Annotated in this window: 25 protein-coding genes and 5 pseudogenes; 15 read left to right on the top strand and 15 right to left on the bottom strand. The window is 64.1% G+C overall.

Annotated features, from left to right (window positions below; all coding sequences use genetic code 11):
* The 4 genes from ACXDF8_RS26465 to ACXDF8_RS26450 all read right to left on the bottom strand — a co-directional run.
* Positions 1-701 (bottom strand): hypothetical protein (locus tag ACXDF8_RS26465; protein ID WP_457226211.1); only part of this gene is annotated, 701 nt, incomplete at its 3' end.
* 266 nt (positions 702-967) lie between these two features.
* A complete protein-coding gene (gene arsA, locus ACXDF8_RS26460) occupies positions 968-2,740 on the bottom strand; it encodes an arsenical pump-driving ATPase (protein ID WP_457226210.1) in 1,773 nt (590 codons plus the stop codon).
* Positions 2,741-2,789: 49 nt separating this feature from the next.
* A complete protein-coding gene (arsD, locus tag ACXDF8_RS26455; RefSeq protein WP_457226209.1) occupies positions 2,790-3,179 on the bottom strand; it encodes an arsenite efflux transporter metallochaperone ArsD in 390 nt (129 codons plus the stop codon).
* Between the two features lie 22 nt (positions 3,180-3,201).
* Positions 3,202-3,603 carry an arsenate-mycothiol transferase ArsC gene (locus ACXDF8_RS26450; protein WP_457226214.1) on the bottom strand — a complete coding sequence of 134 codons (402 nt, stop codon included), beginning with the start codon at positions 3,601-3,603 and terminating at the stop codon, positions 3,202-3,204.
* A 64-nt stretch (positions 3,604-3,667) separates the two neighbouring features.
* Between ACXDF8_RS26450 and ACXDF8_RS26445 the strand changes: the two genes are divergently transcribed.
* The 3 genes and pseudogenes from ACXDF8_RS26445 to ACXDF8_RS26435 form a co-directional block, all read left to right on the top strand.
* Positions 3,668-4,051: an ArsR/SmtB family transcription factor gene (locus ACXDF8_RS26445; RefSeq protein ID WP_457226208.1), complete on the top strand. Its 384-nt coding sequence runs from the start codon at positions 3,668-3,670 to the stop codon at positions 4,049-4,051.
* Positions 4,048-4,462, top strand: a pseudogene (locus ACXDF8_RS26440) (arsenate reductase ArsC); the annotation flags it as partial. The gene ACXDF8_RS26445 and the pseudogene ACXDF8_RS26440, both read left to right, overlap by 4 nt.
* A 64-nt stretch (positions 4,463-4,526) precedes the next feature.
* Positions 4,527-4,811, top strand: a pseudogene (locus tag ACXDF8_RS26435) (CoA-disulfide reductase); the annotation flags it as partial.
* A gap of 42 nt (positions 4,812-4,853) precedes the next feature.
* Here ACXDF8_RS26435 and ACXDF8_RS26430 read toward each other — a convergent pair.
* From ACXDF8_RS26430 to ACXDF8_RS26420, 3 genes are all read right to left on the bottom strand, one after another.
* On the bottom strand, positions 4,854-5,519 hold the full coding sequence (locus ACXDF8_RS26430; protein ID WP_457226213.1) for a cation efflux transmembrane domain-containing protein: 666 nt from the start codon (positions 5,517-5,519) through the stop codon (positions 4,854-4,856).
* A gap of 20 nt (positions 5,520-5,539) precedes the next feature.
* On the bottom strand, positions 5,540-5,908 hold the full coding sequence (locus tag ACXDF8_RS26425; RefSeq protein WP_457226207.1) for an ArsR/SmtB family transcription factor: 369 nt from the start codon (positions 5,906-5,908) through the stop codon (positions 5,540-5,542).
* 72 nt (positions 5,909-5,980) lie between these two features.
* Positions 5,981-6,262 carry a hypothetical protein gene (locus tag ACXDF8_RS26420; RefSeq protein ID WP_457226206.1) on the bottom strand — a complete coding sequence of 94 codons (282 nt, stop codon included), beginning with the start codon at positions 6,260-6,262 and terminating at the stop codon, positions 5,981-5,983.
* 414 nt (positions 6,263-6,676) lie between these two features.
* On the opposite strand from ACXDF8_RS26420, the gene ACXDF8_RS26415 reads away from it, so the two are divergent.
* The 4 genes from ACXDF8_RS26415 to pstS all read left to right on the top strand — a co-directional run bounded on the left by ACXDF8_RS26415 (position 6,677) and on the right by pstS (position 10,194).
* Positions 6,677-7,102, top strand: coding sequence for an ArsR/SmtB family transcription factor (locus ACXDF8_RS26415; protein ID WP_457226205.1), 426 nt, complete (start codon positions 6,677-6,679; stop codon positions 7,100-7,102).
* The gene (locus ACXDF8_RS26410; protein ID WP_457226204.1) at positions 7,099-8,148 is read left to right on the top strand and encodes a cation diffusion facilitator family transporter; all 1,050 of its coding nucleotides are present in this window, start codon (positions 7,099-7,101) and stop codon (positions 8,146-8,148) included. Before ACXDF8_RS26415 ends, ACXDF8_RS26410 begins: the two co-directional genes overlap by 4 nt.
* 131 nt (positions 8,149-8,279) lie before the next feature.
* Positions 8,280-9,008, top strand: coding sequence for an arsenate reductase/protein-tyrosine-phosphatase family protein (locus tag ACXDF8_RS26405; RefSeq protein ID WP_457226203.1), 729 nt, complete (start codon positions 8,280-8,282; stop codon positions 9,006-9,008).
* An 82-nt stretch (positions 9,009-9,090) separates the two neighbouring features.
* The gene (gene pstS, locus ACXDF8_RS26400) at positions 9,091-10,194 is read left to right on the top strand and encodes a phosphate ABC transporter substrate-binding protein PstS (protein ID WP_457226212.1); all 1,104 of its coding nucleotides are present in this window, start codon (positions 9,091-9,093) and stop codon (positions 10,192-10,194) included.
* A 14-nt stretch (positions 10,195-10,208) separates the two neighbouring features.
* Here pstS and ACXDF8_RS26395 read toward each other — a convergent pair.
* Positions 10,209-11,348 (bottom strand): annotated as a pseudogene (locus ACXDF8_RS26395) (ArsA-related P-loop ATPase); the annotation flags it as partial.
* Between ACXDF8_RS26395 and ACXDF8_RS26390 the strand changes: the two are divergent.
* The 6 genes and pseudogenes from ACXDF8_RS26390 to ACXDF8_RS26365 all read left to right on the top strand — a co-directional run bounded on the left by ACXDF8_RS26390 (position 11,323) and on the right by ACXDF8_RS26365 (position 15,120).
* Positions 11,323-11,595 (top strand): ArsR/SmtB family transcription factor, encoded by a 273-nt coding sequence (locus tag ACXDF8_RS26390; protein WP_457226202.1) that lies wholly within the window; start codon positions 11,323-11,325, stop codon positions 11,593-11,595. The pseudogene ACXDF8_RS26395 and the gene ACXDF8_RS26390 overlap by 26 nt on opposite strands.
* Positions 11,592-11,780 (top strand): annotated as a pseudogene (locus ACXDF8_RS26385) (arsenate reductase/protein-tyrosine-phosphatase family protein); the annotation flags it as partial. The gene ACXDF8_RS26390 and the pseudogene ACXDF8_RS26385, both read left to right, overlap by 4 nt.
* A 66-nt stretch (positions 11,781-11,846) precedes the next feature.
* Positions 11,847-11,954: pseudogene (locus ACXDF8_RS26380) on the top strand (glyoxalase/bleomycin resistance/dioxygenase family protein); the annotation flags it as partial.
* 258 nt (positions 11,955-12,212) lie between these two features.
* Complete coding sequence (locus ACXDF8_RS26375; protein ID WP_457226201.1) at positions 12,213-12,401, top strand: hypothetical protein; 189 nt, start codon at positions 12,213-12,215, stop codon at positions 12,399-12,401.
* Positions 12,402-12,434: 33 nt separating this feature from the next.
* Complete coding sequence (locus ACXDF8_RS26370; RefSeq protein WP_457226200.1) at positions 12,435-13,883, top strand: FAD-dependent oxidoreductase; 1,449 nt, start codon at positions 12,435-12,437, stop codon at positions 13,881-13,883.
* A gap of 949 nt (positions 13,884-14,832) precedes the next feature.
* Entirely contained in the window at positions 14,833-15,120 is a 288-nt protein-coding gene (locus tag ACXDF8_RS26365) for a hypothetical protein (RefSeq protein WP_457226199.1), read from the top strand.
* 88 nt (positions 15,121-15,208) lie between these two features.
* Here ACXDF8_RS26365 and ACXDF8_RS26360 read toward each other — a convergent pair whose 3' ends face one another.
* Together ACXDF8_RS26360 and ACXDF8_RS26355 are read right to left on the bottom strand one after the other, a co-directional pair.
* Complete coding sequence (locus ACXDF8_RS26360) at positions 15,209-16,228, bottom strand: hypothetical protein (RefSeq protein WP_457226198.1); 1,020 nt, start codon at positions 16,226-16,228, stop codon at positions 15,209-15,211.
* 15 nt (positions 16,229-16,243) lie between these two features.
* Complete coding sequence (locus tag ACXDF8_RS26355) at positions 16,244-16,570, bottom strand: hypothetical protein (RefSeq protein WP_457226197.1); 327 nt, start codon at positions 16,568-16,570, stop codon at positions 16,244-16,246.
* Positions 16,571-16,938: 368 nt separating this feature from the next.
* Here ACXDF8_RS26355 and ACXDF8_RS26350 point away from each other — a divergent pair, with 368 nt between their 5' ends.
* Complete coding sequence (locus tag ACXDF8_RS26350; protein WP_457226196.1) at positions 16,939-17,805, top strand: Abi family protein; 867 nt, start codon at positions 16,939-16,941, stop codon at positions 17,803-17,805.
* Between the two features lie 152 nt (positions 17,806-17,957).
* Here ACXDF8_RS26350 and ACXDF8_RS26345 read toward each other — a convergent pair whose 3' ends face one another.
* The 5 genes from ACXDF8_RS26345 to ACXDF8_RS26325 form a co-directional block, all read right to left on the bottom strand.
* Positions 17,958-18,089, bottom strand: a complete 132-nt coding sequence (locus ACXDF8_RS26345) for a hypothetical protein (RefSeq protein WP_457226195.1) — start codon at positions 18,087-18,089, stop codon at positions 17,958-17,960.
* Positions 18,090-18,543: 454 nt separating this feature from the next.
* Entirely contained in the window at positions 18,544-19,386 is an 843-nt protein-coding gene (locus ACXDF8_RS26340) for a phage major capsid protein (RefSeq protein WP_457226194.1), read from the bottom strand.
* A 207-nt stretch (positions 19,387-19,593) separates the two neighbouring features.
* Positions 19,594-20,106, bottom strand: coding sequence for a hypothetical protein (locus tag ACXDF8_RS26335; protein ID WP_457226193.1), 513 nt, complete (start codon positions 20,104-20,106; stop codon positions 19,594-19,596).
* Between the two features lie 4 nt (positions 20,107-20,110).
* A complete protein-coding gene (locus ACXDF8_RS26330) occupies positions 20,111-20,365 on the bottom strand; it encodes an NUMOD4 domain-containing protein (protein ID WP_457226192.1) in 255 nt (84 codons plus the stop codon).
* Positions 20,362-20,754 carry a hypothetical protein gene (locus ACXDF8_RS26325; RefSeq protein WP_457226191.1) on the bottom strand — a complete coding sequence of 131 codons (393 nt, stop codon included), beginning with the start codon at positions 20,752-20,754 and terminating at the stop codon, positions 20,362-20,364. The genes ACXDF8_RS26330 and ACXDF8_RS26325 overlap by 4 nt, the downstream gene beginning before the upstream one ends.
* Positions 20,755-21,704: 950 nt before the next feature.
* Here ACXDF8_RS26325 and ACXDF8_RS26320 point away from each other — a divergent pair.
* A protein-coding gene (locus tag ACXDF8_RS26320; protein WP_457221679.1) for an IS3 family transposase occupies positions 21,705-22,849 on the top strand; the annotation gives its coding sequence in 2 pieces (ribosomal slippage) (positions 21,705-21,972 and positions 21,972-22,849; 1,146 coding nt in all).
* The last annotated feature ends 59 nt before the right edge of the window (positions 22,850-22,908 follow it).

Genomic DNA, 22,908 nt, shown 5'->3' with positions numbered 1-22,908 from the left:
TGGTGACCATCGTCGGTGTGGAGTCCCATATCGGTCACCGGACGTCCTGAGTCGGCGGGCACCGGCGAGGTAGCAGGGTTGGGCACCGCGGGTTTCGGCGGAGCAACGGAATCCGTGTGATCCGCATCGTGGTGATGGCCCTCCGCATGCGCTTCATGGGCAGCCGAGTGTTCTCCCTCCGCCTCGGCCACGTCGCCGTGATGGTGACCCTGAAGACCCGAAGCCAATCCCACCGCCACCGCACCAACCATCACAGCGTTCGCGCCGACCAACACAAGCGCCCTGCCGAAACCGCCAACATCTTCGGCACGGTAGCGCGTGAGCAACGCCCACCCAGCACCCATAACGACATAACACTGAAGCAACAGAACCGCGATCCCGGCGCCGTCCACCGCCTCAGGCTGGCCCCCGTGAGGCCCGAACGGGACACCCACCGTCCGCGACACGACCCACAGCGCGGCCGCCCCGGCATTCGCCACGAACCCGGCAGCGAGCACACCAGTCCCCGGCCTCGACCAGACGAGCAACGCCCAGAGCAGTTGGAACACCGCAACGCCGGCAAAGAATACGCCCGAGACCAACCAATCACGCCAATGCATCGGAGCGACCGCGAAGTGAATCACCGCCGCGCCAAGGGAAGCGACCGCCGCACACCGAGCAGACAATCGACGATCAGGCTTCGTCGCTTCCTTTGCCTTCACGGCTTGACCCTGACATACCAATCCTGACGCGCACGAGCATCAGTGCATAACAGTCGGGTTCCAACTTCGCAGCGCGAGCGCAGCCGGCACCGTAATTGGCCAAGGCAACGACCTGGTGCTAGAACCTCCAAGCCCTACGTACCGACCCGGGGGGCTTACCCCGATCGTCGTGGCGGCATTAGGACCACGGCTACTTCCCACTGCCCCAAAATCTTCAGGCGGAAGTGGCCGCAGCAGCCAAGGCCGTCTCTTGAGCGGGCACTGACTCAGAAGTTCGGTGCGGTAAGAGCTTCCAGCGCGGGGATGCCGACCGGCTCGTCGGCCATGAGTGGGACGACAGCGTACCGGGCGGCGTATTTGTTTCGGACGGCGTCGATTTCGTCGAGTTCGGCGGTCGCCCGCCGGCGCAGCAGTGGGCTGGTCGGCGCGGCGGCGGCCACGGAGTTGTTGATCACCCACGCCCAGGGGCGGATGCCCGCGCGTTCGAGGTCGTGTTGAAGGTCGGCAGCTTCAAGCACGGGAGTCCTTTCCGCCAGGGTGATGAGGATGACTTTGGTCAGTTGCGGGTCCTGGAGCCGCATGAGCGGGGTGGTGTAGTGCCCGCTGTCGCCCATCTGGCGTGCAATGTCGCGATGATAGGAGCCGGTGGCATCGAGCAGGAGCAGGGTGTGTCCGGTGGGCGCGGTGTCTAGGACGACGAACGTGCTGCGGGATTCCTGGATGACTTTCGAGAAGGCTTGGAAGACAGCGACTTCCTCGGTGCAGGGCGAGCGGAGGTCCTCTGCGAGGGTGGCGCGGCCCGCCTCGTCGAGGTGGGCGCCTTTGGTGGTCATGACCCGCTCACGGTAGGTGCGGCTGGCGTCGGCGGGATCGATCCGAGAGACACGTAGGTGCTCGACGGCACCATGCAGTGTGTCGGCCAGGTGGGCGGCAGGATCTGTGGTGGACAGGTGGACGTCGTGGCCACGGTCGGCCAACGCGACCGCGATGGCGGCGGCGACGGTGGTCTTGCCGACCCCGCCTTTGCCCATGCACATCACCAGTCCCTTTCCGCCACGCTCGATGTCGTCGACCAGCTCGCGTAGCGGGGCCACTGCCACAGCATGCGGCACAGCGGGGGCGGGCTCGGCGACCGGGGCGGTGTCGAACAGGGTGCGCAGGGCTGGCAGGCCGACCATGTTGTCGGCTTTGAGCTCGACGTAGTCAGTTGGCAGGGTGCGCAGCGCGGGGGGCATATCGGTGAGTGCGGCTTGCTCGCGTCGATACACCGCGGTCGCCAGTGGGTCGGTGTCGTCGGGCGGCCTTGGCATGACGGCGTTGACGACGACGTACTGGCGGTTCATCCCCAGTGCGGCCAATTCGGCATGGGTGCGGTCGATCTCGCGCAGCGCCGAGCCCGTCGGCCGGGTCACCAGCACCAGGCGGGTGCGGTCAGGATCAGCCAGTGCGGCGACTGCGGCCGCGTAGGTGCTCCTCTGCTTGTCCAAGCCAGCGAGAGGGCCCAGACACGAAGCATCCCCCTTGCCGGCTTCGAGGAACTCCGTCCAGTTCCCCGGCAGTTGCAACAACCTGATCGTGTGCCCGGTGGGTGCGGTGTCGAACAGGACGTGATCGAAGCTGGCGACGACGCCCTCGGTGTCGGTGAGCAATGCCGTGAACTCGTCGAAGGAAGCGACCTCGGTAGTACAGGAGCCAGAGAGTTGTTCGGTGATGGAGGCGATCTCGGCTTCGGGCAGCAGCCCACGGACCGGACCGACGATGCGTTCGCGGTAATCCGCGGCGGCGGCCTCGGGGTCTATCTCCAGGGCAGACAGTCCGGGCACAGCGACGATCGGGGTGATGGTGTTGCCGATGCTGACCCCGAAGACCTGCCCCACATTGGAGGCCGGGTCGGTGGATACCAGCAGTACCCGCGCGCCGGCGCCGACAAGCGCCAAAGCTGCTGCACAGGCGATCGACGTCTTACCGACGCCGCCCTTACCGGTGAAGAACAGGAATCGCGGTGGATCGGTGAGGAAGGTTAGATCGCGCGATGTCATAGCGGACAGCTCTCCAGTCGGAGTGGGAGTTTCGGTTGCGCAGTGTGGGTCAACAGCAGCCAGAGTCCCCGCAGCATGATCCGCTGCTCTCGGACAGGCCGAGGTTGATCGCGCCGACCGGTACGGCTGACGGGGATTCCAGGCCGGCCCAGCGGGCGAGTTCGACGCGGGTCGGATAGCGGCCCGTCACGACGGTGACACCGTCGACCGACACCAGTGGAAGGCCTGCCGAGCCCGCGATCTCGAGGAAGCTTTTGACGGCCTCATCGCGGGCAAAGGACAGCGGGTCATTGGCCAGGTTATGGCGGGTGATAGCCGCGCCCTGTGCGAGCAGCCAGGCCATGTCGGCGGTGAAGGTGACCAGGTTCTGGTCGACATCCTCACCGCAGACGCCAGTGTTGCAACACAGGGCGGGTTCGAAAACGGCGATCGTGGGCATGACGGTACTTCTCCTCTGTGAGTCAGTGGTTTTCGGTGTCGGTGAGCATTTGGGCAGCCAGCGTTTGGACGCGGGCGGCGATATCGTCACGGACCAGACGCATGCGCTCGATGCCGTCGATGCCGCGCGTGGAGGGTTCGTCGGTGTCCCAGTTCTGCACCGGGGTGGCGCCGGCGTCGACATGTGCCTCACGCCCCAGCGTCACGACCACATCGACGTGCCCCATCAGCTGCGGATCGATCGGTTTGGGGTGCTCGCTGCCGACCCCGGCGCCGACCTCTGCAAGTGCTTGCACCGAAAGGTCGTTGAGCGCATCGCCAGGGCTGGTGCCTGCGCTGTAGACGTCGATGCGGTCACCCGCGAGCCGGCGCATCAAGGCGGCCGCCATCTGGGACTTGCCCGCGTTCTTCACGCACACGAACATCACGGCGGGCTTGGACACGTGGCGATCCCTTGACGGTTGATTTGATCATCATCAATATAGACGCATGCCGATAGCCCCGTCTACGCAGGGTGAACCATGCTGCCCAACCCTGGCCGGTCAGCCGTTGAACCCCGACTGGGCCGCTGAGCTGGCGCGGATGTTCAAAGCGCTGGGCGATCCGGTACGGCTGCGGATTTTGAGCATGGTCGCCAGCCACGAGGGCGGCGAATGCTGCGTATGCGACATCACCCCCGGTGTCGAGGTGTCCCAGCCGACGATCTCGCATCACCTCAAGACGCTGCGTGAGGCGGGCCTGCTGGACTGCGAACGTCGCGGAACGTGGGTGTACTACTGGGTGATCCCGTCTGCCCTGGAACAGTTGTCGGCAGTGCTGACCCTCGACGCCACCGACATCCCCGTGACATCCCGTCAAAGGACCTGTCGATGAGCGCCAAACCGCCCGTGTTGTTCGTCTGCCGTCCACAATGCCGGCGGCTCCCAGATGGCAGCCGGGTTCCGCTCGGCGCCAACCGGTGACGCTATCGAAGTCCGCTCGGCGGGAAGCTCCCCAGCAGACGCGGTCGATCCCGTAGCGACAGAGGCCATGGCCGAAGTGGGTATCGACATCTACACCCAAAATCCCAAGATCCTCACCGCTGACGCCGTACAGGCCTCCGCCGTTGTAATCACGATGGGATGCGGTGGCGCCTGCCCCTTCTACCCCGGAAAGAGCTACCGCGGTTGGGCGCTCGAAGACCCGGCAAGCAAAGGGGTGGAGGCAGTGCGCCCGATCCGCGATCAGATCAAGGCCCGTGCGGAAGACCTCATTTCCGAGTTGGCCCCCGACACTGTCGCCTCCAAAAGATGCTTCTCGGAGAAGCTGCTCGTGCCGCACCAACGCAATCCGGCCCGTGCCGTCATCATCGGTGCCGGCTACATCGGGCTGGACACCCGCCAGTACCACCGCCACACCCGACGACCACAAGGCCTACTACCCCGGCGCCACGCCCGTACATATCCGCATCACCGGGGATCAGAACAGCGGCAAGCTACTCGGCGCACAACTCGTCGGTCACCGCCACGCCGAAATCGCCAAGCGCGTCGACACCTACGCCACTGCACTGTTTCACCGCATGGACGTTGCCCAGCTCAGCGACCTCGACCTGTCCTACACGCCGCCACTCGGATCGCCATGGGACGCAACGTAACTGGCGGCACCGGCATGGGTCATTCAACATCGACAGGTGTGATCAGCAGTCGCAGCACCCGCACCCGTCTTCGTCGGTCAAGGTGGGGATGACCGGCGCACAGCAGTTCTCACCTCTCCACGCCTCGCGTCCCTCTCGGATTGCGACCGCAGCGATCACCAGCGCGGCGACGGGGTCGGCCCAAGACCAGCCGAACACGCTGTTGAGTACCAGCCCGACAAGTAGCACCGCCGACAAGTACGTGCACAACAAGGTTTGCTTGGAGTCCGCGACCGCTGAGCGCGAACCAAGTTCACGTCCCGTCCGCCGTTGAGCCCATGACAACACCGGCATGACGACGAGGCTGACAGCGGCCAGTGCAATGCCGATGCTGGATGGCCGTGGTTCGGCGAGGCCCAACAGCGAGCGCAGCGATTCGACACTGACATACAGGGCCAGGCCGAAGAAGGAGAAGGCGATGATCCGCAGTGCGGTTTTCTCCCGCGCCTCATGGTCACGGCCGGAGAACTGCCAGGCGACCGCCGCCGCCGAGGCGACCTCGACAACAGAGTCCAGGCCGAAGCCGATCAGCGCAGTCGAGGACGCGCGGGTGCCCGCAGAAAGTGCGACCGCAGCTTCGACGATGTTGTAGGTGATCGTTGCGGTCACCAGCAATCGGATTCTGCGCGCCAATAACTTACGGCGGTCGGCCTCGGGTATCTGGGGCATTGCCTGGCCGCGGTTGGCCACTACAACTTCTCCGCCCGGCCGCGGTTCGCACCGTAGTTCGGGCACCCCGCGACCGCGTGGCCGGTAGCCGTCAGCACTACCTCGGCACCGGCAAGGAGATCCACTATGGCGGGTTGCACGAGTCGGAACAGCGACGCCCGTCCAAGCGGCTCGGATTCGACTAGACCACAATCCTTGAGACAGGCCAGGTGCTTAGACACCGTGGACTGAGCCAGGCCCACCTCATCGACCAGGTCGGTGACGCGAGCCGGGCCGCAGGCGAGGCGACGCAGAATTGCTAGGCGCGTCACGTCGCCCAGCGACCGGAACAGAGCTGCCGCCGGGGCCAACTCCGCCGCTGTCAGGTTCGACACCGCCGGTATCGCCATATGGCGATGATATAGGCATGGGGACTTGACCGACACCGACATCCGCCGGCACAGCACCTCCAGGTCTACGGTCTACGCCGCGCGAAGCGCAACCCAAGTGAATTGCTGTGTCAGTCCGGTTGGGGTGACGTGTTCGAAGCCACCGGAACCGATCGGTGTGAAGCCTTGCCCGATTTCCGTGATGAGTTCTTTGGGGCTGTAGCGCACCACGGGGAGCCCAGAGCACGACCTCGGTCCGGCTTCATCAAAGGTTGCGATGATGGCTGCTCCGCCGGGCTCGATCGCCCGATGCAGCAGTGAGCGGTAGGCAGCGCGGTCCCGCTCTTCGGTGAGGAAGGCGTGACTTGGCAACATCGAGCGCCTCCGCAGAGATGTCGAGAACCGAAACATCCTGGTAGCCCTGCTCGACCAGGCACCCGGCAAGGCGGGAGGCCCCTCCTCCGATGTCGATCACCGATGACGATGGGCCCGCATGAACCAGCTGCAGCAGAGCCAGCGACTGGCGTGGCTCGGGTTCGAACCAACTGACGCGTTCCGCGCCCACCGTGCGGTACCGATCGTCCCAGTGGGCCGCGCACGCCTGCATGTCCGTCATCGAACCGCTCTCCATCCTCGCCGCTTCGCGAGTAGTTCGATTGTGCCCCTGACCGATTGACCATTCCTAGAGCCGATGGTCCCGGACACCGACACGACGTATGCCTGCGTGGTTAAGCGGGACAATTCACACAGATCCGGCCGTTGGCCGCGCTAGTCCCGTACTATCTGCGTATGAATGCAGATACTTCTGCTTGCCGCCGACGGCTTCCCGACGACCAGGTGGATCTCGTGGTCGAAGTGTTCCGGATGCTCGCCGATGCCACCCGTGTTCAGATCTTGTGGGCCTTGGTCAGCCGCGAGATGTCGGTCAACGACCTGGCCGCGCATATCGGCAAACCTGCCCCGTCGGTGTCTCAGCACCTGGCCAAGCTGCGGATGGCGCGCCTTGTCCGCACTCGCCGCGAGGGCACCACCATCTTCTACAGCCTGGATAACGACCACATCGGACAACTGGTCACCGATGCGGTGTTCAACGCCGAACACGCAGGCCCTGGTGTGCCCGGTCACCACCGCGGTGCCGCCGAGCTGGCGACGCTGCACTCCGAGACCGACGATCCCGCACCGAGCCCGGTCCGTCAGAGAGAACACCTGCAATGACCCACGAGGCTCACCCGAAGACACCGGACCACGGACACGACCACGGCGATGGACACAGTCACGACCATGGTCACGGGCACACCCATGACGGGCCCGGGGGAAAGGTCGGTGCCGCGCTCAGGGAAGTGTTCGCCCCGCACAGCCACGACGCCTCGGACAGCATCGACGGCGCCTTGGAGTCCAGCGCCGCCGGTGTCCGGGCCGTGAAGATCAGCCTGGTCGCCCTCGCCGCAACCTCCATCGCACAAGTGGTGATCGTGGCGTTCTCGGGGTCGGTCGCCTTGCTCGCCGACACCATCCACAACTTCTCCGACGCCCTGACCGCCGTTCCGCTGTGGATCGCGTTCGCGCTCGGAACCAAGGCCGCCACCCGTCGCTACACCTACGGTTTCGGACGCGCCGAAGACATCGCAGGACTGTTCGTGATCGCGATGATCGCCCTGTCCGCCATCATCGCGGGCGTCGAAGCTGTTCGCCGCCTTGTGAACCCAGTCCCGATCGACCACGTCGGCTGGGTTGCTGCGGCCGGCGTCGTCGGCTTCATCGGCAACGAACTCGTCGCCGTCTACCGCATCCGCATAGGTCGCCAGATCGGCTCAGCGGCCCTGGTCGCCGACGGATTACACGCTCGCACTGATGGATTCACCTCGCTCGCCGTGGTCATAGGAGCCGGCGGCGTTGCCCTCGGCTTCCCGTTGGCCGACCCCATCATCGGCCTGGTCATCACCGTGGCGATTCTGGCCGTCCTGCGTACCGCCGTGCGCGACGTGTTCCGCCGCCTCATGGACGGCGTGGACCCTGCCTACGTCGATGCCGCGGAAGCTGCACTAGCCGCCGAACCCGGTGTCACCGCAGTGCGCAGTGTGAAGATGCGCTGGATCGGTCACCGTCTCCATGCCGATGCCGAGCTCGACATCGACCCCGCCACCAGCCTCACCGATGCCCACCGGATCGCCCATGAAGCCGAGCACACCCTGACGCACGCGGTCCCGAAATTGTCTTCCGCCCTGGTGCACGCATACCCGGCGACAACCCAGACCCACTGAGGTCTCCCGCCTGACCGAGGCAGTCGATATCGCCAATCTTCACGCGGCGCCACTGCCGTCATCAGCACGACGGCATTGGGCCCCCAAAGCCTCGCGGCGGACGCGGTCAGCGAGTTCATCCGTCGCGGGACTTGACCGCAATCGATTACTACATGATCATTGAGTCAATGACGATTGACCGATTTCCACATGGTGGTGAATACGATGCCGAGCGGCGAGCACGAGTGCACGCCGCCCTGGGAGACCCCGCACGGCTGTCGATCGTTGATCGACTCCTGTTGGCCGACGCATCACCGTCTGAACTACAGCAGTTGTTGTCGATGCCCTCGAATTTGGTCGCTCACCATCTGCGGATCCTGGAAGAGGCGGGCGTGGTCCAGCGCAGCCGCTCCGAAGCCGACCGCAGACGTACCTACTTGCAGCTGGTTCCGGCGGCACTGGAAGCTGCACTGCCGACGGCCAGTTGGCAGGCAGAACGCGTGCTCTTCGTGTGCAGCCACAACTCCGCCCGCAGTCCGTTGGCGGTGGCGATTTGGAACCGACGCAGCACTCTGCCAGCGGTATCGGCGGGGACTCGCCCGGCCACCAAGGTGCATCCGGGCGCGATCAAGGCGGCCAACCGCAGTGGCCTGGCGATTGCGGCGCACACCCCCGTACACATTGACGATGTCGTTCGCCCCGGCGATCTTGTGGTTGCGGTGTGCGACAACGCCCATGAAGAGCTTGTTGCCGACACACGTCGGCTTCATTGGTCGATACCCGATCCAGCCGGATCTGACGATCCCGGCGCCTTTGATCGGGCCTTAAACAGGCTGTCCGAGCGCATTGACCGCTTACTTCCGGCGTTGGGCGCCGGCTGAATACCGACTCCCTGGCCGCCTAGCGGCCTCAACCACCCCTGTTGCGCTCACCTGTGAAGGATGGACTGTGGACGTTTCGATGTTGAGAAGCAATGGCTTTCGTTGGACGCTGTGCTTGATGGGAGCAGCCGTGGTGTCGCTGTCTGCGTGTGGGAGCGACAATTCCCAGCCCAGTTACGCAATGGCTGCCCACATCGATTGTGGTGGCAAGCAATCATTGACCGCCAGCGGCTCCACCGCTCAAGCCAACGCGATCCCGGTCTTCGTGCAGGCCTTTACGGCAGCCTGCCCAGGCCACACCGTGAACTACACTTCCATCGGCTCCGGAGCCGGTGTCAGCGAATTCCTATCCAACAAGACCGATTTCGGAGGCTCGGACTCGGCATTGAGCCAGGAACGCGGAGAATACGACGCAGCGCAACAGCGATGCGGGTCGCCGGCGTGGAACATTCCCGTGGTGTTCGGGCCGATCGCCATCACCTACAACCTCAGCGACGTACCGACGCTGGTACTGGATGGCTCGACCGCCGCGAAGATCTTTAACGGAGTGATCAGCCGCTGGGATGATCCGGCTATCAAGGCGCTGAATCCGTCAGCACAACTGCCGTCGACCGACATCCTCGTCGTGTACCGCAGTGATGACTCGGGTACTACCGACAACTTCCAGCGCTACCTCGATGCCGCCTCTGGTGGCGCATGGGGCAAGGGAGCCGGCAAGACATTCACCGGTGGCGTCGGGCAGCCGGCGAAAGGAAATGAGGGAACGTCCGCCGCGGTGAGGGACACCCCGGGTGCGGTCACCTACAACGAGTATTCGTTCGCCAAAGCCCAGCGCCTGGCCAGCGCTCAGATCGTGACCTCCGCAGGGTCTGCCCCGGTGCCGATCACCGCCGACACCGTGGGCAAGACGATATCGTCGGCAACCATCATCGGGCAGGGCAACGACTTGGTGCTCGACACCTCACGGTTCTACACACCCACCGCGCCCGGGGCGTACCCGATCGTGCTGGCGACCTATGAGCTGGTGTGCTCGAAATACGGCGATTCGTCCACCGGTCAGGCGGTGCGGGCGTTTCTCCAATCGGCCGTGGGTCCTGGCCAGCTACATCTTGAGGACCACGGCTACTTCGCGTTGCCCCCGGACTTTCAGGCGAAGGTGGCCAGCGCAGCTAATGCCGTGTCCTGACCGCAACACATCGGTCAATTCTGCTCTGCGGTAGGAGCTTCCAAAACAGGGATTCCGACGGGTTCGTTCGCCAACATCGGGATGGCCGCGTGGCGGGGCGCGTACTTGGGGCGGACGGTTTCGATTTCGGCGCGTTCGAGGTCGTATCGAAGGCCGGCGGCTTCGAGCACTGGCGTCGTTTCGGCCAACGTCACGAGGAGAACCTTGGTGAGGTCGGGGTTTTGCAGGCGCATCAGCGGGGTCGTGTAGTGCCCGCTGTCCCCCATCTGCCGCGCGATTTCGCGGTGGTAGGAGCCGGTGGCGTCGAGCAGCAGCAGGGTATGTCCGGTGGGCGCGGTGTCGAGGACGACGAACTTGCTGCGGGACTCGTGGATGAACTCAGAAAACGCTTGGAAGGCGGCGACTTCCTCGGCGCAGGGTGAGCGCAGGTCTTCGGTCAGGGTGGCGCGGCCGGCCTCGTCGAGGTGGGCGCCTTTGGTCGTCATGACGCGTTCGCGGTAGGCGTCGCTCGCCTCGGCGGGATCGATACGGGAGACCTGTAGGTGCTCGATGCTGCCTTGCCGGGCCTCGACCAGGTGGGCCGCGGGGTCTGTGGTGGTGAGGTGAACGTCGTGGCCGCGTTCGGCCAGGGCGACGGCGGTGGCCGCGGCGACGGTGGCTTTGCCCACCCCGCCTTTGCCCGTGCACATCGCGAGTCCGTTTCCGCTGCGCTCGATGTCGTCGACCAGGTCGCGCAGCGGGGCATCAACTACCGAGGCGAGGCTCTGGGGTGAGACCATCTCCTCGTCGGCGACTGATTTGGTGTCGAACAGGGTTTGGACTGCGTCGAGGCCGACCATATTGGCGGGCTTGAGGTTGATGCGGTCTTGGGGCAGTCCGCTCAGCGCGTCCGATATGTCCGCTAGCGCGGACTGTTCGCGCCGGCTGATCGCGGCAGCCAAGGGGTCGTTCTCGCCCTGCGGAGGGGGCATGACCGCGTTGACGACGACGTACTGGCGGTTCATTCCCAGGGCGGCCAATTCGTGGTGGGTGCGGTCGATTTCACGCAATGCCGACCGTGTCGGGCGGGCCACCAGGACCAGGCGAGTGCGGTCCGGATCGGCTAGGGCGGCCACGGCGTCGGCGTAGGTGGCCTTGTGTTTGTCCAGGCCTGCCGCCAGCCACGAGGGCGGCGAGTGTTGCGTGTGCGAGATCTCCCCGTTCTTCGAACTGTCCCAACCGACCGTCTCCCATCACCTCAAAACGCTGCGCGAGGCGGGCCTGCTGGAGTGCGAACGACGCGGCACGTGGGTGCACTACTGGGTGATACCGGCCGCCATGGCCCAGTTGTCCGCGGTCTTGGCCCTTGACACCACCCCTCCTGCCGCCGCACCCGGAGCCTTGAAGGCGACCTGCCGATAAGCGTGAAACCATTCGTGTTGTTCGTCTGCATGCACAACGCCGGACGTTCACAGAGGGCCACCGGATTGCTCTCGGCCCTGCGCCGGTGACGCTATCGAAGTCCGCTCGGACGGCAGCGCCCCCGGGTCAATGCCATCACCCCCGCTGTTGTGCAGGGCCTGGGTGAAGTCGGGTTCGACCAATCCGGCATTGCGCAACTGGGTGAGTTGGTGGCTGGCGGTCGATTCGCCAACCCCGATCGCGGCGGCCAAATCTTCGATGGCGTCGACGAAGCAATCGCCTTCTACTCCAAGCTCTTCCACACCGCGCCGGCCAAGGTCAAGCCGGGCTACGCCAACTTCGCGATCGCCGAACCGCCTCAATCACCTCACGCTGGGAGGTCTACACCAAGCTGGCCGATTCGGACACGTTCGGTGTCGGCCAGCAGAGCGGCGCGCCGCCCGATGAGGCCAGCCGACGAGAACGCCGCTGCGACAACATAAGCCAGCTGTCGATAATCCTGGGTGCCCACCCCGGGAATCCGCAGCCGCTATTGCGTTCGGCGGCTTCCCGGAGGGTTGGGATCGTTCACGATTTGTTCGCTTGTGCATTGATTCGAGGACTGTCAATATCGATAGGTGTCGAAGTCGTCCGAAGTCGGTTGCCGCGAGATCGCGCCCCGAGTCCGGGAGCCGCTCAGCGTTCCGGCCGCAGTCGAGCTGTCCGCGTTGCTGAAAACAGTGTCGGATCCCATACGTCTGTGCCTGCTCAGCGTGATCGCCAGCCATGGTGGCGCCTACGGCGGCCGCCGCGGCGGCGATACCTAAATCCAATCCCAACGCCCTCCGAGGAGCCCCCTTATGGCATCCCGCCATATCATCGCGGTCGGCGGCAGCGACGCCGGCATCAGCGCAGCACTGCGTATCCGCGAACTCGACCCCGCAACCGAGGTCACTGTCGTGGTCGCCGACGCCTACCCCAACTTCTCCATCTGCGGCATCCCCTACTACGTCTCCGGCGAGGTCACCCACTGGACCGACCTCGCCCACCGCACGGCCGCCGATCTGGCCGCAACCGGCATGCACGTACTGACAGACACCCGAGCCACCCGCATCAACGTCGACGCCCACACACTCGACGTGCTTGGCCCGGACGGCAGCCCCGACCAGCTGGCCTACGACGCCCTGATCGTGGGTACCGGCGCAGTCAGTGCCCGCCCACCCATTACCGGACTCAGCGGACCTGGCGCGCTCGGCCCCGCCGAGGGTGTGCATCTGCTGCACTCTATGGGCGACACCTTCGCCGTCATGGACTCACTGCAGCAACGCAATCCGACCACCGCGGTCATCATCGGGGCGGGCTACATCGGCCTGGAGATGGCGGAGGCACTGACGACGCGCGGCATCGCCGTCACCCAGATCGAAGCCCTGCCCGAGGTGTTGCCGACTGTCGACCCGGAACTCGGCGCCTTGGTCCACACCGAACTCGAACGGCACGGCGTCGAAGTCCTCACCAACACCGCCGTCACCGCCATCAGCCGCACCGACGACGGCGCCCTGACCGTCGCCGCTCAGCACGACGGACAACCATTAACCCGCACAGTTGATTTCGTCCTCGTCGTGGTCGGTGTACGACCCGACACCGAACTGGCCACCCACGCCGGCGCCGAACTCGGCGTCAAAGGCGCTATCGCCGTCGACGACACCATGCGGACTACCCTGACCGACGTGTTCGCCGCCGGAGACTGCGTGCACACCCACCACCGAATGGTCGGCCTCACCTGGCTGCCGCTAGGCACCACCGCGCACAAACAGGGCCGTGTTGCGGGCGAGAACGCCATAGGTGGCCGCGCGCGCTTCGCCGGCAGCCTCGGTACCCAAGTCGTAAAAGTCTTCGACCTCGTTGCCGCCCGCACTGGACTACGCGAACACGAAGCACTGGCAGCACAGCGCGGCTGGCAACCGGTAAGCACCTCGTCCACCCCCGACGACCACAAGGCCTACTACCCCGGGGCAACCTCGATCCACATCCGCATCACCGGCGACGACACCACCGGCCTGCTACTCGGCGCACAACTCATCGGCCACCGCAGCGCCGAAGTAGCCAAACGCGTCGACACCTACGCCACCGCTCTGTTCCATTACATGACCGTCGACGCTCTCAGCGAGCTTGACCTCTCCTACACCCCGCCACTGGGCTCACCGTGGGACGCTACCCAGATGGCCGCCCAGGCCTGGGTACGTCAACACCAATTGGTTAACCAAGAGCGCCTTGCGCTTTGGCGAGAAGTCCGCTCACGTCCGCGATAGTTGAGTACCCGTTACGCAGGTGGCGGGGTCGACATCACCGGACAGATGCGCACAGAATCGCGACGACCACACCACGATCGACCTCATCAACGACGCGGGCAACGTGGCGGTCTCCAGCGACTCCGCCGGCTGCATCCCCAGGGTCGACTTCGCGACGGCATCCCGCGTCAGTGCCGTCGGCGGGATCGGGCCAAGGGTACTAGCAATGTCATTCTTCACATACGAGCGACAGTCCGCCAGCGTTCGCTTCGCCAGCCCAGTCCGATGGTCGGTGTACTTGCTTGGCCCACTCGGCGACAGTCATCGTGGACAGGGCCGATCGGAGCGAATGGACGCTAGGGATTACTGGGCGGACTTGGTCGACGAATCCCCTGAACTTCTCTGCGGTGTTCAAGTCCTCGAAACTCGTAGATGTCTGCTCGCCGCCGAGACGGTACAAGACGGCGTACGCACTCCAGTGACAAGTCGTCATTCTTGCCCGAAATATCGACGCAGTGTTGACGCAAGGAAGGCCCAGTTAAGAACGTATCGTCCTGAACTGGGCCTTCACAGGTGGAGCTGCCGGGAATTGAACCGCGATACTTTTTACACGCTGACCTGCAGAAATGATGCGAAAGGGTACTCGAAGCGACGCGAGGCTGACGCGAGAATTCGCAGGACAACCCGCGGGGTGTGGATGGCATCCACATACCTGTCGACGCCCCGATGCGTTAGCTGCGGGGGGTGAACTTGGCCGACGCGACACGCCCGGCCGGAACGGACGAAAGGTGTGCGTTTAGCACGGGCACCACTGAGCCGCCCCACGGCCCGGCGCGCGAATATTGTTGCGCCTCAACCGATCGGCATGTTGATATGTCAACAACTTCAACTCCCAAAGTGTTGATGTATCAACACTTTTCGTCGATTTCTGCCGTTGACCTGTCCAGTCGCAGGGCATAGGTTCTGCGGCATGACAACGACACCACCCGATTACCCCGCAGGAGCCTCCGTGATTGGCGACTGGACGCTCGACGACGGCGATGCCCGGTCGTTCCTTCGCGCGAGCCGCACCGTCAAGACCGAGGGCGGTGATCTCGTGATTCAGAGCGGCGGCCACCAATACGGCAACGGCACAATCTGCAGCCACCTCTCGATCAACGGAGACATCTATCTGAGCGCGTCCGAAACGCGCGACCTGATCACCCAGCTGAACCACCTCGCTGACGACCTTGACCGGCTGACCGCCACAACGGGATAGGAGCCCCGAGCGCGAAGGGCCGCCACCGCTACCGAGTGCGGGGCGGCCCTTCGTCGCTACCGGCGTGGCACTCCTGCCAACGCGTTTCCTAGAACGGCGGGTCGACATCCCAGGGGTCGGGGTCAGGCGGCGGCAATGCTGACGTAGGCAACGGGAGATTGGTCACGACAAAGAGATTGAGGATGTCCGACCGGTCGATAAACATGATTTGGCTCCGCTTGGAGTCGTCGAGCGCATTGCCGATCCAGTTGCGTGCCTGCTTAGTGATCTCACCACCTGCGACAATGAACGCGTGATCAACAAGCACCCGCCTGTTGATCTCGGGGTCGAAGATTTCGTGAGCCAACATCATCAGAGCTTGGTTGTAGATCTCGGCGACGTTGGCGTTTCCCTGCTTGGTCACGCCTGACGAATCGAGCTTCCCCTTTTTGGCCTGGATGCCGAAATAGATGCGATGCTGGGTCGGCAGCGTGTACCGCATCCAGATGTCCTTGCCGTACTCAAGCGCCTTATCTTTGTGACCGGCCGCCGTGATCCGGTGAAAACCAAGCTGGCGGAACAACGGCAACAGCACGTCCTCGATCAGCTCATCTTCACTACACCGGTCGAGGTAGGCCTCAAGTTGTTCGCGGCGTTTGACCTCCGCTGCAGACAGCGGCCGATGCGGGTTGGGGGGCAACGCGGTGACCGTATTGGTCCCGATGTGTCGCAGATGGCAGTGGCCGTCCTCGCCGTAGAAGGCTTCGAATCCCTCCCGGGTGAGGACCTTGTTCAGCTGTTCCATCGCCTTGGGCCGGTCCGGACCCTCGTTCAATGCATCCGCCGGGCTCATCAGGTGATCAATCAGGCGGCAGAAACTCTCGGGGGGATGTGATGGACCCTCGTGCGGCTCGTCGAGCATTTCGTCGATGACGTCTGCCACCCACCGATTGCGAGTAGAACCATCGTGCTCGTGCTCGGTGCCCATCTCATGGAAAAATCCCGTGAGCCAGTAGCTGGACCGGTAGGGGAAATAGCGGGGCTCCTCAGCGAAGCCCGGGTCGTCTGAACCGAGATTCCCACACACCAGATCTCCCAGCGCCTCCGAGTTGCGCCGTTTGAACTTCACCCTTCCCCTAACTACCTAGTCGAGTTCGCCAGCCTGCCGGAGAACCGCCCGAGCATCTTCTACCTCGCTCCTCTCGGCGGCTTCCCGCAATACCTCTCCATAGCTGCTGTACTCCCCTCGCTTCGCGGCGGCGACGCACTCCATTAGCGCGGTAGCCAGCTCGGCGGCCTCATCTATGGAGAGTGCCCAAGACATGGTCGCGCGACCCGTTTCGTGGTCGCCGCGATCGCCTTCACCGAAGGGGTAGATACGGATGACCGCGGGCAGCACGTCGCCGTCAGGGAAAGTCCTCGGCGGCGACGAGAATACAAACGGCGAGGCAGACTCGGCGTAGTAGTCCATGCTTAGGTTCATAGATCGAGACGGTACGCCCGGATGGGGACAGATCAGCCCTTAAGCGGAGCCAAGCCCATCGTGGTGACGCAGGCGCTGGGGTGTCCGTGCCCACGAGTCCTACGTTGCCCGACTCTGGCGGCCACGCTGCCTACCGCGGCCGACGAACTCGATAGGCTGGCTGCACCGTGGGGATTGAGCCCCAGTGAGCGGCCGGCCATCGCGTCGAGCAGGGGCCGGGCCACTACTCTTCTACCGGCATTGCTGCCGGGCTTGAATACCAGGGCGTACGGCGCTAGACTTGCCGCAACGATGCCCGCCAAGGCTAGAGCGAAAGCTTCCTTACTTCGGCGGGTGTTTTACTATCATCTCTGCCGGTGAAGCCCTTCTACTCCATAGACCAGCAGATTGAGAAGCTCCGTACTAACGGTCTGGTGGTGGGTGAGTCAGACGTAACGGATATGCGGCGGCTCCTAGAAGACCACAACTACTACCGCTTGAGCGGGTACTTCAGATACTTCCAGCAGAATCCGGAGGCGGGAAAGAATAAGTTCGAGCACGGCACCGACTTCGCCAAAATTCGGGACGTATACGAGTTTGACCAGCGCCTTGCCGCCTTGCTGCGGTCTGGGCTCGCGGAGTTCGAGGTTGTGTTCAGGTCACGGCTCGCCTATCTGATGGCAAAATCATCCGGACCCAACGGGTACCTCAGCGAGCAGACCTATGAAAATCCAAACGGCACAACCCGCGACAGGCTTCTGAGAGACATCCTGGACGACATCAACCGTTCAGAGGAGCGGTTCGCCAGGCACCACGCCCGACGCGGCGAACAGATGCCCGTTTGGGCAGCCGTCGAAGTGATGTCGCTTGGAACCAGCTCCAGGATGTACGGACTCGTAGCCGATACGGACGGGGTGTTCAAACCGCTGGCGGAGGGCCTCGGCCTGAAAGCTAAATACTCACGCAAAGTCTTCCGTTCCATCACGGTGTTGCGGAATGTCTGTTCGCACCACGGGCGAATATGGAACCGCGTCGGTATCGAACTCGAGACGCCGCCTCTCGCTCGTGGAAAGCAGGACGATCGATCCATCCACCTGAACACGCCCTGGGCGTGGTGCTCAACCCTTGTGTATCTCGTGGGGCAGATCCGCGGCGACAGCACGTTTTACGACGAATTCTGGGACTTCATTGAGCCGCAACCCGACTGGCTAGTCCAAGGACTTACAAGCGTGTCGCCAAAGTAACCGATTTTCGTCCGGCGTAGCCGATGTCCCGCGCATTGGGCCGCCGCAGGCAGTCGAGGCCGGAACAGTCGTGGTCTTGGAACTCGCCGCACCAAACCTCATCCGGCGGTGGCTTGGGCGCCGCAGCTTTCCTGCGTGGGCGGTTCTTCGGGCTAACCGGCATCGCTGCTGTCCTCGCCGTCGTCGTCGGGCTCGTCGGGCAGCTCCTTGGGTAGGCCGACATCGCGAATCAGCTTGGCGAGCAGCAACCTGCGCGCGCGGACCTCAGCGAACAGCGGGTGCATCCGTGGCCCTTGGCTGGACTCGAATACAGGCTCAATTTCGGCGAGTTTGGCCCGCAAATCGGCCAGTTCATCGACCGTGTAACACGCCTGGGCAAGCACCGCAGACGCAGACTCGTCAAGATCGAAATCGCTTGTCACAGAGTACCAGAGCCGTCGGCCACCGGCCTTCAATCCTCGTGGTGTGCTCACAACAACCCCTTTCAAGGGCCAAATTCTGAAATTGCCGGGGAGAGAAACCCGCCTATGCCATCGAGGTGCGGCGACGGGGTCGGCGGGGTACACCCCCACCCCATTGGCGGGTAGAGCTGCCCCGCGCTGCGCGGAGGTCGCAAAACGACGCGCAGCGCGGGGCGCTCTCGGAGTGGTGGTGTGGCTGCAGCATTTCCGCATACGACCGGCGGCGCTTCACCCGACATTTCACAAGGAAGGCACGACAGCCACACCACCAGAAGGTCTAGCTGGCGATGGTGAACTTGCCGATCCGCTCGGGCCGCACGACGGCATGCCCGATACGCCACGTGGCCCGCAACGCCACCGAGTCGGACGAGAAGTACTCATGCTCGCTGTTGGCGACACGGACCGTGCCGACGGCCGACACGATCGCGGACTTGTCGACAACAAAGCCGGTCCCGGCGGGCACGGCTCGGTTGCGGAGCACCGGCAGCGAAAGCAGCATGGGCTGCGCGTCGTTGGTGCCCGCACCCAGCAGGCTCTCGTTGACGCCCTGGCCGCCAACCTTCAGCCGCCGCAGTGCCGCCCACGTCGTCGGGCTGACGATGATGTGCGACGGGTTGGCAAGGTTCTCCTCCAACCGCGCCACCAGGTCGATCAGGGCGTCGAGGTTGCCGTCGATGGCGCCGCCGTCGACCAGGTTGATGGTGTGGGCGAGCCCTGCGACGGGTGCCACCGCCGGGGCGGTCGGGGCGGGCTCGGCGAGGAATGCCAGATCAGCACGGCGGGTCACGGCACGGGCGACGGATTGCGAGAGCTGGGTAGCGGTCTGCCCCTGGCCCCACTGCTCGCTCGACAGGCGGACAAGCTGCGTGATCTTCGCGGTGTGAACGAGCACCTCCGCGAGTTGCGGTTCGCCTTCGGGGATTTCGGCACCTTCGGCAGTGAACTGCGCCTCATCGTCGTTGACGTAGGCGACGCGCACAGCGGGGGCGTCGCCGTCGACCTCTCCGGAGACGGTGGACGCCAGCAGGATCGCGGCGTCGGGTACAGCGTCGGCGGGGGCGTAGGTGTAGACGTCGGGCCGGTGTGCGCCAGCGGTCAGGTTGGTGGTGATGGTAGTCATCAGGAGTTATTGCCTTTCAGGGGTTTTGGCGCGGGCAGGCGTGTGCGCGCGCTAATCAACGGGAGTGGTTGATTGCGGGCGCCGGGCCTGCGATCGAAATGCTGTCCGCGCCAGGCGGGCAACACCGTGCAGCCTATCGGCGCTCTGGCTCAAATCGGCCGGGTGGCGTCCCGAATGAATCCGGACAGTCGGGACGCCCTGCCGGGTTTACTCCTGTCGTGGGCCGAATGCCGCTTCAAATCCCGGCGCCCGTTTCCGATCCCGCACACCATGGCCGGGGTTCAGCTCCCCCATGCCGGGGCGGGCGTGGCGGCGACGGTCGATGCCGAGGGTTTCCCGTGCGGCTGCCATCGCACTGGAGACCTTCGTGGTGTCGACTGTTCCGTCGTCGGCGAGGAGGTCGTCGAGCTGGGCGACGGCAAACACCGCTTCGGGTCGCATTCCGGCGGCAGTGATCTGCCTGCCGATTGCCTGTCGTTGCATGGCTGAGAGGCGATCTTCGGCAGTCTTGACGCGGTCCCGCAGCCCCGCCGATTCACGGCGCAGCTTCTCGACCACCGACCGCGGGAACACGTCGCTGGCTTCGTCAGCGTCGGGTGTTTCGTCGGCGTCGGAGGGCTCGCCTTGGTTGTCGATTTCTGACGTCTGTGTGGGCGTCTCAGCCGCGGGAATCGTTGTGTCGGTGTCGGTGTCGACCGGTCCGGTTGTGGTCTCGTCCATTGGGCTATTTCTCCGATTTCATGTAGGTGTGGCTGATCGCGGACCGCGGGTAGTAGGTCTGCCGTCGTCCCGGCCGCGACAGGGTGCAGTGCGGCGACCGGCCGCGAGTGTCGGCGAGCTTGAGAAGCCGACCGGGCAGTCGGCGGCGACGGCCGAGCGCGTCGGTGACGACGCGGGCAACGGCGCGGACCCGACCGCGGGTCGATACTTCGTAGAACCCGGCGAATCCGTCTATCGGCCGCCACAATTCGGCGCTCACAGAATACCGGCCAGCATCGGCCACGTACGGCGCCGTACGCCCCCACGAACGTCAACGCGGGTCTGCAGTCGCGGTGATGCTGATGGATCAGCCAACGCGCCGCTGGCGGCCAGGAACGCTCGCTCACTGGTAGTCGCGGGGCGATTGAAATGGTGGCCGAGCCAGCGTGCACGATCGCGGTCGCAACGCTCGATCAGGTGCTCGGTGACGCCAGGGAGGCGCACCACCAACGCGGGCGCCGCTTGCTGCAGAAGTTGGCCGGCCGTAGTGTCGTCGCTGGTCGCGGGTTTGTGGCTGGAGAAATCGACATTGCTGGGCGATTCGGTCATGTTCCGGCCACCGCTCGCGACACACTTGTTGGAATGAGCATTTGCGTTGTTTCCCTTCACTATTCAGTTGTCAGCCGCCGCGGCCACAGCCAGGGCAGCAGATTTTGTGCTTACTCGGACGTCTCGCGTCGAGCACCTGTTTGCTGTTGAGCGATCAGAACAGGTAGCACGCCTTTTTGCATATGAGCTTCATGCCGCACAGTCCGCGAGAGTCGACCAGCGGAAACACACCTCGATTGGCGCATAGAGGCGCCAACCCCCGAAAACGTGTGCTACCCGTTCTGACATCAGTCTCTTCACCCCTTGAACTGCACCGATAGCCGTGGAAGTGCATTAAGCAATCTGTTCTGAACCTGTTCTGCACAGACAGCGAGATCACTAGATTTACGGTGGTTGACCTGCGGTTAGTCGCCGCTACGGCCCGAGGCGCAATCTGTGCTCCAATCTGTTCTGAACACACGGCATTCAGCACGGATTCAGAACAGATTGACTTGTTTGCTGGGTCGTCGACAATCGGATGCCGCCTGCCCCAGCACAGCTGTTTGCTATCCCCTAACCGGGCACACGGGCACAGCTTTTTGCATATGAGCGCCCCACAGTACGCACCGCTAGGCGTGACCTGCGCAAACGGTGCCCACAGGACCATATAGAGGCGCGAACCCGGAATGATCTGTGCCCCTGTGCCCAACGCAGCGTTTATGTATGTTGACCTGCGGATACGTCGGGCACAGATTGATTTATTGGGGCGTGCCCATGTCATTAAGAGTCGTCCCCTTTGCTCCCCACTGACCTGCGAACATCGTCTGCGGCGGCCTCATTCGCGATCTGTGCCCTAACCTGTGCCCCGTGGTGCGCGTGCGGCACGGAACGGGCACGCCTTAGGCTATTTGCTGCGAGGTCTAAACAGGGTAATTCAGGATTTCAAAGGCACTGGCGTGTTCCCGGTGAACGAGTCCAGCAAGTTCTAGAGTCCTGTAGCCCGATGGTGGGCGAGAAGGGACGATGAACGTATGGCTGGTCGGAAGCGGAACTCCGCAGAAGACATCGTGCGCAAACTGCGCCGTGCGGACGAACTGGCCGCCGAAGGCAAGACCGGCGAGGAAATCGCAGCCGAACTCGAGGTGTCTGCGGCGACGTTGTACAACTGGCGTCGCGCCTACGGCGGGATGGACACCGATGCCGCCAAGGAACTCAAGGAATTGCGCGAACAGAACGCCCGACTGAAGCGATTACTGGCCGAGGCCGAGCTGGTCAAAGACGCCTTGCGGGAGGTCGCAAAGGGAAAATTTTAGGCCCAGCTGCCAAGCGCCGCGCCGTCGGCATGCTCACCTCCATGATGGGCATGTCGGAACGGTTGGCGTGCAAAGCCGTTGGGCTGCCCCGCTCCACCTGCCGTCGCCTGCCGTTGTCGCAGACCCCCGCCGATCCCGATGCCGAGATGCGGGCCTGGCTGCGCACGTACGCGACGAAGAACCCATGCCATGGGTTCCGCCGTGCCTGGGCGGCGTTGCGCTACGACGAGCGCCGTGAGGTCAATTTGAAGAAGATCCACCGGCTGTGGCGCGAGGAAGGGCTGCAGGTGCGGGTGCACAGTCCGCGCAAGCGGGCCGGGGTGTCGTCGATCCCATCGATCGAGGCCGATGCCCCGAACGTGGTGTGGGCGATCGACTTCCAGTTCGATTCCACCGTCGACGGCAAGGCCATCAAGATCGCCTCGATGATCGACGAGCACACCCGCGTCTCACTGCTGCACATCGTTGAGCGGTCGATCACCGCCGACCGACTCGTCGCCGATCTCGCCAACGTGTTCGCCGCAGCGGGTGGGCCGCCGAAGGTGCTGCGGATGGACAACGGTCCGGAGTTCATTTCCCAAGCGCTGCAGCAGTTCTGTGACGGTCGGACTGGTATGTCGTATATCCCGCCAGGAGCGCCATGGAACAACGGACACATCGAATCGTTCAACAACCGACTACGCAAGGAGTGCCTCAACCGCAACCACTGGAACACCCTGCTCGAAGCCCGCGTGGTCATCGGCGACTTCAAGCACGAACACAACTACCGGCACCGCCACTCGGCCCTGGGCTACCGCACCCCGGCCGAGTACGCTGCCGTCTGCAGCTGCACCCACACCCCGATGGACTGCAACATCAACTGAAACTGGATCACACCACCCCGACTCAAGAACCGGGTGGACTCAGAATCGGGGACTCGCCA

The organism is Mycolicibacterium sp. CBM1 (genome assembly GCF_054073305.1).
This window is presented reverse-complemented; position numbering and strand designations above follow the sequence as displayed.